This is a genomic window from Phenylobacterium sp., from assembly GCF_030654915.1.
GTDB lineage: Bacteria > Pseudomonadota > Alphaproteobacteria > Caulobacterales > Caulobacteraceae > Phenylobacterium.
This window is the reverse complement of record NZ_JAURWM010000205.1, coordinates 1-6,084: the sequence shown is the minus strand read 5'-3', so window position 1 is coordinate 6,084 and position 6,084 is coordinate 1. Positions and strand designations below refer to the sequence as shown.

General features: G+C 67.0%; 6 protein-coding genes. 4 read left to right on the top strand and 2 right to left on the bottom strand.

All coding sequences use genetic code 11. The features are described 5' to 3' along the window. The 3 genes from Q7T84_RS10445 to Q7T84_RS10435 form a co-directional block, all read left to right on the top strand. Nucleotides 1-626 (top strand): nitronate monooxygenase family protein (locus tag Q7T84_RS10445; RefSeq protein ID WP_304808488.1); only part of this gene is annotated, 626 nt, incomplete at its 5' end. Nucleotides 627-728: 102 nt separating this feature from the next. After that, nucleotides 729-1,307, top strand: coding sequence for a histidine phosphatase family protein (locus Q7T84_RS10440; protein WP_304808486.1), 579 nt, complete (start codon nt 729-731; stop codon nt 1,305-1,307). 228 nt (nt 1,308-1,535) lie between these two features. After that, entirely contained in the window at nt 1,536-4,625 is a 3,090-nt protein-coding gene (locus Q7T84_RS10435; protein WP_304808484.1) for an Ig-like domain-containing protein, read from the top strand. Nucleotides 4,626-4,664: 39 nt separating this feature from the next. On the opposite strand, the gene Q7T84_RS10430 is transcribed toward Q7T84_RS10435, so the two are convergent. Next, nucleotides 4,665-5,234: a hypothetical protein gene (locus Q7T84_RS10430; protein WP_304808482.1), complete on the bottom strand. Its 570-nt coding sequence runs from the start codon at nt 5,232-5,234 to the stop codon at nt 4,665-4,667. A gap of 176 nt (nt 5,235-5,410) precedes the next feature. Between Q7T84_RS10430 and Q7T84_RS10425 the strand changes: the two genes are divergently transcribed. Continuing rightward, nucleotides 5,411-5,578: a hypothetical protein gene (locus Q7T84_RS10425; RefSeq protein ID WP_304807669.1), complete on the top strand. Its 168-nt coding sequence runs from the start codon at nt 5,411-5,413 to the stop codon at nt 5,576-5,578. On the opposite strand, the gene Q7T84_RS10420 is transcribed toward Q7T84_RS10425, so the two are convergent. Further along, the coding region (locus Q7T84_RS10420; RefSeq protein WP_304808480.1) for an HAD family hydrolase at nt 5,562-6,084 on the bottom strand (523 nt) is incomplete at its 5' end. The two genes, Q7T84_RS10425 and Q7T84_RS10420, sit on opposite strands and share 17 nt — an antisense overlap.

Below are 6,084 nucleotides of genomic sequence, written 5' to 3'. Positions count from 1 at the left end.
TGATCCACAAATGCACCTCGGTCCGCCATGCGCTGAAGGCCGAGGCCATCGGTTGTGACGCGATCAGCGTCGACGGCTTCGAATGCGGCGGTCACCCCGGCGAGGACGACGTGCCGAACTTCATCCTGCTGCCGCGGGCGGGCGAGGAGCTGAAGATCCCCTTCCTGGCTTCGGGCGGCATGGCCGATGGCCGCTCGCTGGTCGCCGCCCTGGCGCTGGGCGCCGACGGCATCAATCTGGGCACCCGCTTCATCGCGACCCAGGAAGCCCCGGTGCACCCCAATGTGAAGCAGGCCCTGGTGGACGCCTCGGAACTGGACACCCGGCTGATCATGCGGCCGCTGCGCAACACCGAGCGCGTGCTGGTCAACGCCGGCGTCGAGCGCCTGGTGGAGAAGGAACGGGCCCTGGGCGACAAGGTGACCTTCGCCGACATCGCCGAGGAAGTGGCGGGCGTCTATCCCCGCATCCTGGTTGACGGCGAGATGGACGCCGGCGGCTGGTCGTGCGGCATGGTCGCGGGCCTGATCCACGACATCCCGACGGTGCAGGAACTGATCGACCGGATCATGAGCGAAGCCGACCAGCTCATTCAGGTGCGGCTGCGCCAGTTCGCTGAAGCCTAGACGACGAAGCCAGGCGGTGATGCTGGCCCAAGCTGAGCGTCACCGCCGACCTCGGACTATTTGTCAGCCGGCGTCAGACCGGCACGATGGGGGAATTGAGCCATGGAACTGATCCTGATCCGACACGGCCTGCCCGTGCGCAATGACGAGAGCTCTGATCCCGACCTCTCGCAAGAAGGTCACGAGCAGGCCCGCAAGGTCGCGACGTGGCTGGCCCACGAGGGCGCGGACGCGGTGTGGTCCAGCCCGATGCACCGGGCGGTGCAGACCGCCCGACCGTTCGCCGCGCACCTGGGCCAAGACATTCGTCAGCACGAAGGCGTGGCCGAGTTCGACCGCGACTCCGGCTCCTACGTGCCGATGGAAGTCCTGAAGCGCGAGAACTACGAGGCCTGGCTGGCCCTCGCCAGGGGCGAGCACGCCATGGACATCAACGCCTTCAGCGCCGCCGTCGTCGCGGCGCTGGAAGAGGTGATCGCCGCCCATTCAGGCCAGCGCGTGGCGGTCTTCTGCCATGGCGGCGTCATCAATGTCTGGACCGCCCATGTCCTGGGCATGGCGCCGCGCCTGTTTTTCGAGCCGGGCTACACCAGCGTCCATCGCTATATGTGCGCCCGAGCTGGTCAGCGGGCCGTCGTGGCCCTGAACGAACGCGCGCACCTACGCGAGACGGCGGCTTAAGCCGCCGTCGCTCCAGGGCTGCCGCCCACGGCGCGTCGGAGATCGCTCACGCCTCTGGGCGATGATCGAAACTCCGCCCGTCAGGAACGCGCTAGGTCGGCACGGCCGTCACCTGTGATCGAAGGCAATTCGGCGGCCTTTACCAGTCGACCGCCCCCTTCTCGTTAACTCCTGTTCGGCGATCACACTTGCAATCGCAAGTTATCTGGCCCGATCAGGAATATCGTCATGCCGACCATCTTCAATTTCACCAGCGGCGTTGTCGCCGACACCGACCCCTTCGGCGGACCGTCCTCGATCCAGGCCACTCAGACGATCGGCGCCGACACCCTGACCGTGGCGCTCGATAGCCCCAGCGGTGCGCAAGCCGTGGTGATGGACGAAGTTGCGTTTTTCGGTGGCGACGTTTCCAATCTCGACGGCTCCGCCTTTGAAATGGTGAGTGGCTCCATTGCCAATTCGGTGACGCTGTCGCTGGACAATGGTAAGATCTTTGACCTCACCAGCATCAATATCGCCGACCAAAATTCTGATCCTATCGTCACCTATATCTTCACCACAACCAAAGGCAGCGTGACCGCTACAGTCAATCCGTCCTCGGATGCGGTCATTATACCGCTTTCAGCTCCCGAGTTGCAGGGCGTTACTTCGGTGGTGATTACACAGCAAGGCGGCGGCGGCGTGGCCCTTGCTCTCGATGACATCAGTCTCGACAACATCACGCTGCCCAACGCGGCGCCCACCTTCGTCGGCGCGGGCTCCACGCTGACGGTGGCGCAGAACAGCAGCGCCAGCAGCGCCGGCGCCCTGCTGCATGTGAGCGACACCGACAGCTCTCAGACCATGACCTGGACTCAGTTCGCAGCGCCATCTCACGGCACGCTGAGCATCTCCAGCGCAACCGCCGCCTCGGGCAGCGCCGATATCACCCCAGGTGGCACAATAACCTATACGCCGACGGCGGGCTTCGCCGGCGTGGACACCTTCACGGTGCAGGTGTCCGACGGCGCCGCCACCGCCACCCGCATCATCAGCGTGAATGTCGGGCCGGCGACGCCAGGCGCTCCAGACCTGGCGGGAAGCAGCGACAAGGGCGCCTCCAGCACCGACAACATCACCAACGCCGCCACGCTGAGTTTCAGCGGCGTCGGCGCCGCCGGCGACAGCAGCAGCACGGTGCGTGTCTTCCTCGATAAGAACGGCAACGGCATCTACGACGCCGGAACTGACGCCGCGGCCACGGCCACGCTCGCCAACGGAAGTTGGACAGTGAGCGGCCTGAGCACCACCGGCGTCAGCGACGGCGATTACAACGTCTACGCCCAAGTGACGTCGGCGACCGGCAGCCTGACCAGCACAGCCAGCGGCGCGCTGGCCGTGAGCATCGATAAAACCCTGCCGGGGCAGACGCTGAGCGGCCTGTCGCTATCGGTCGACAGCGGCGTCAGCGACAGTGATTTCATCACCAACACCGCGGCGCAAACCATCGGCGCCACGCTCAGCGGCGCCTTGGCTGGCGGCGATGTCTTGTACGGCTCGCTCGATGGCGGAAGCACATGGACTGACATCACCTCCAAGGTCAGCGGCACGGCGGTCAGCTGGACCGGGGCGACACTGACCGGCAGCGGCGACCTGCGGCTGAAGGTGGTCGACGCCGCCGGCAACGACGGCGCCGTCGCTAACGAGGATTATGTGCTCGACACCGACAGGCCGGACGCGCCCTCGGCACTCGATCTGACCTCGGCCACGGACACCGGCACGTCCGATATCGACAATATCACCGCAAACACCACGCCCATCTTGACCGGCGCCGCCGAGACGGGCGCCACCGTCACCGTCTACGACACCGACGGCTCCACGGTGCTGGGAACCACCATCGCCACCGGCGGGGTCTGGTCGATCACCTCAACGTCCCTCAGCGAGGGCGCCCACATCCTGACCGCCACGGCCACCGACGCGGCCGGGAACATCTCCGACACAAGCTCCCCCCTGACCGCCACCATTGACACCACGGCCCCCACCCTGGTGATCACCAGCGACGTCTCGACGCTGAAGAGAAGCGAAGCAGCGACCATCACGTTCACCTTCAGCGAAGATCCCGGCGCGACCTTCGCCAACGACGACGTCGCCGTCTCGGGCGGCGTCCTGGGCGCCATTTCAGGTAGCGGCCTGACCCGCACAGCCACCTTCACACCAACCGCCGACATGAATAGCGGCACGGCAAGCATCACCGTCGCGGCCAGCCGTTACGTCGACGTCGCCGGCAACAGCGGCGGGGCCGGCCCCACGCCCAGCCTGACCTTCGACACCCTTGCGCCGAGCGCGCCCTCCATACCGGCCCTGACCAGCGGTTCAGATAGCGGCGTGCTGGGCGACGGCGTCACCAACATCGACACCCCCACCTTCACCGGTACGAGCGAGGCCAACGCCACCGTCAAGCTCTACGACATCGAAGAACCGACATTGCTGGGATCGGCCGTCGCCGACGGCTCGGGAAATTGGACGATCGTGTCCTCGCGGCTCTCCATCGGCGCGCACACCATCATCGCCAAGGCGATCGACCTGGCCGGAAACGTGTCGAGCGCGGGCCCGGTGACGGTGATCACCATCAGCGCCGTCCCAACGCCGGAGCCCGAGCCTGGGCCGGGGGTGGTCACCATAGTGACGCCGGGCGGGAACCAGGTCACCGGCGACGTGCAGGACAACCTCATCGCGCCCTCCGGCGGCGCGGACACCGTCTCGGCCGGGGGCGGGAACGATACCGTGCAGGGCGGAGCCAGCGACGACCTGCTGCAGGGCAATGCCGGCAATGACAGCATCGCCGCGGGCGGCGGGTCCGACCTGGTCTATGGTGGCCAGAGCGACGACTTCGTGAATGGCAACACCGGCGACGACAGGCTGTATGGCGACAAGGGCGAGGACACCCTCCACGGCGGCCAGGGCGTCGACTTCGTCCACGGTGGCCAGGAGAACGACTACATCTCCGGAGATCTCGGGGACGACGTGCTGCTGGGCGGCCAGGGCGACGACCGGGTGCTCGGCGGGACGGGAAACGACTACCTGTCCGGCGACCTCGGCTCGGACACCCTGACCGGCGGAACCGGGGCCGACATCTTCCACAGCTTCGGCGGGGCGGGGCTCGATCTGGTCACCGACTTCAATCGGGCGGAGGGCGACCGCGTCATGCTGGCCCCAGGAACCAGCTACGCCACCACCCAGGTGGCCGGCGACGTTCACATCGACCTGGTGGGCGGCGGCCAAGTCATCCTGGCGGGCGTGCAGCTCTCTACGCTTTCCGGAGACTGGATCATCGCCTGATCGAGGAACCGCGGCCTTCTCAACGTGGGCAAGCGGGCGCTAGGTTTCGTCGCGTGAAGATCGGCGCGCGAGATCGCGGCAGTAGCGCTCGAAGTGCTTCGCCAGATCTGGTCCTGGACCGGGGAAGCTGCGACTGGCGCCAGCATAGGTGACGGTGATTGTCGGCGCCTTGGACAGGGCGTCGAACCAGTCCGACGGGAGGTCGCCGTGGCCCTCGACGAAGCGGTGTTGGCCAAGTTCACGGACGCCGTTTCTCACGTGGAAGGTCTTGTCGCCGGCCGTCAAGGCCAGCGGCGCCTGGCCGTCCACGGGGACGAAGGTTCGCTCCTGAAGACCTCCGGACCGCAGGCCCGAGCAGGTGATCAACACCTCAGGCGTCCACGCGGCCCCATCTTCCCAGACGGCGGTTTGTCGGCTGAGGCCGACGCTGCCGACCACGCCGTGCGCGACGCTCCACTGAAACCGCTCGCCGTCCCGATCGAAGGCCTTGGGCGGCGGCGCGCGGTCAGAATGGAAGGCCGCCGACGAGAGACCTGTCGCCGCCGCCAACCCCGTCATGCCGGCAAATGCGGCGAGGCACACCAGACTGAACCGAGCATTGGACAACATCCGCGGGACTCCACGACCAAGGGCCTTGGTTCAACCTAGAGTTATCGGTTCCCAAGTCTAGAGGCGCCGACCCACGGTCGGCCGCCGGGAACTTCGGACATCGGCCTGAGGTCAGGTTAGGTTGCGACCAAACGGGCCGGCCGCCGATCCTGGCGAGTCGCTCAGCGGAAGCGCCTATGAAACCACCGTCCAAGCCTTCCGATCCCAGGCGCTCGGCGACGCCGACCCGCAGCTATGCCCCCCCCACGCCCAAGGTCTCGCGCCAGAAAGCGGCCAAGGTGCTGAGCCCCGCCGAGCGCGCGGCCTTCCTGGCCTCGCGGCCGGACCTCAAGCCGAAGACTTGATGGCCGCGAGCAGGGTTGGAAGGTCGGCCATGCGATCGAACGGCCGCGCGCCGGCCTGGCCAAGTTCGAGCCCCGCTTCCGGACGGCCGCCGGTGAAGCCGAGGACGCGCATTCCAGCGGCCTTGGCGGCCTGAACGCCGGTAAGCGAGTCCTCGACCACCACGCAGCGCGCCGGATCGGCGCCTAGGGTTTGAGCGGCGTGCAGGAAAAGGCCGGGGTCCGGCTTCCAGGAACCCACCTCGTAGGCGCTGAACACTCTGCCCTCGAAGTGTCCTTGCAGCGTGGTCAGGCTGAGCGTCTGGGCGAGCTTCGACATTGGGCCGTTGGAAGCGACGCAGACCGGGGTGGGGATCGCCGCCAGGGCCTCATGCACGCCTTCGACCGCTTGCAGATCGGCCTCGAAGGCCAAGGCTGTGGCGCGGCGGACGTCGTCGATGAAGCCGCCGCCGACGGGGCGGCCAGACCGGCGCTCGATCTCAGCCACGCAATCAGCGATCTTTAGGCCA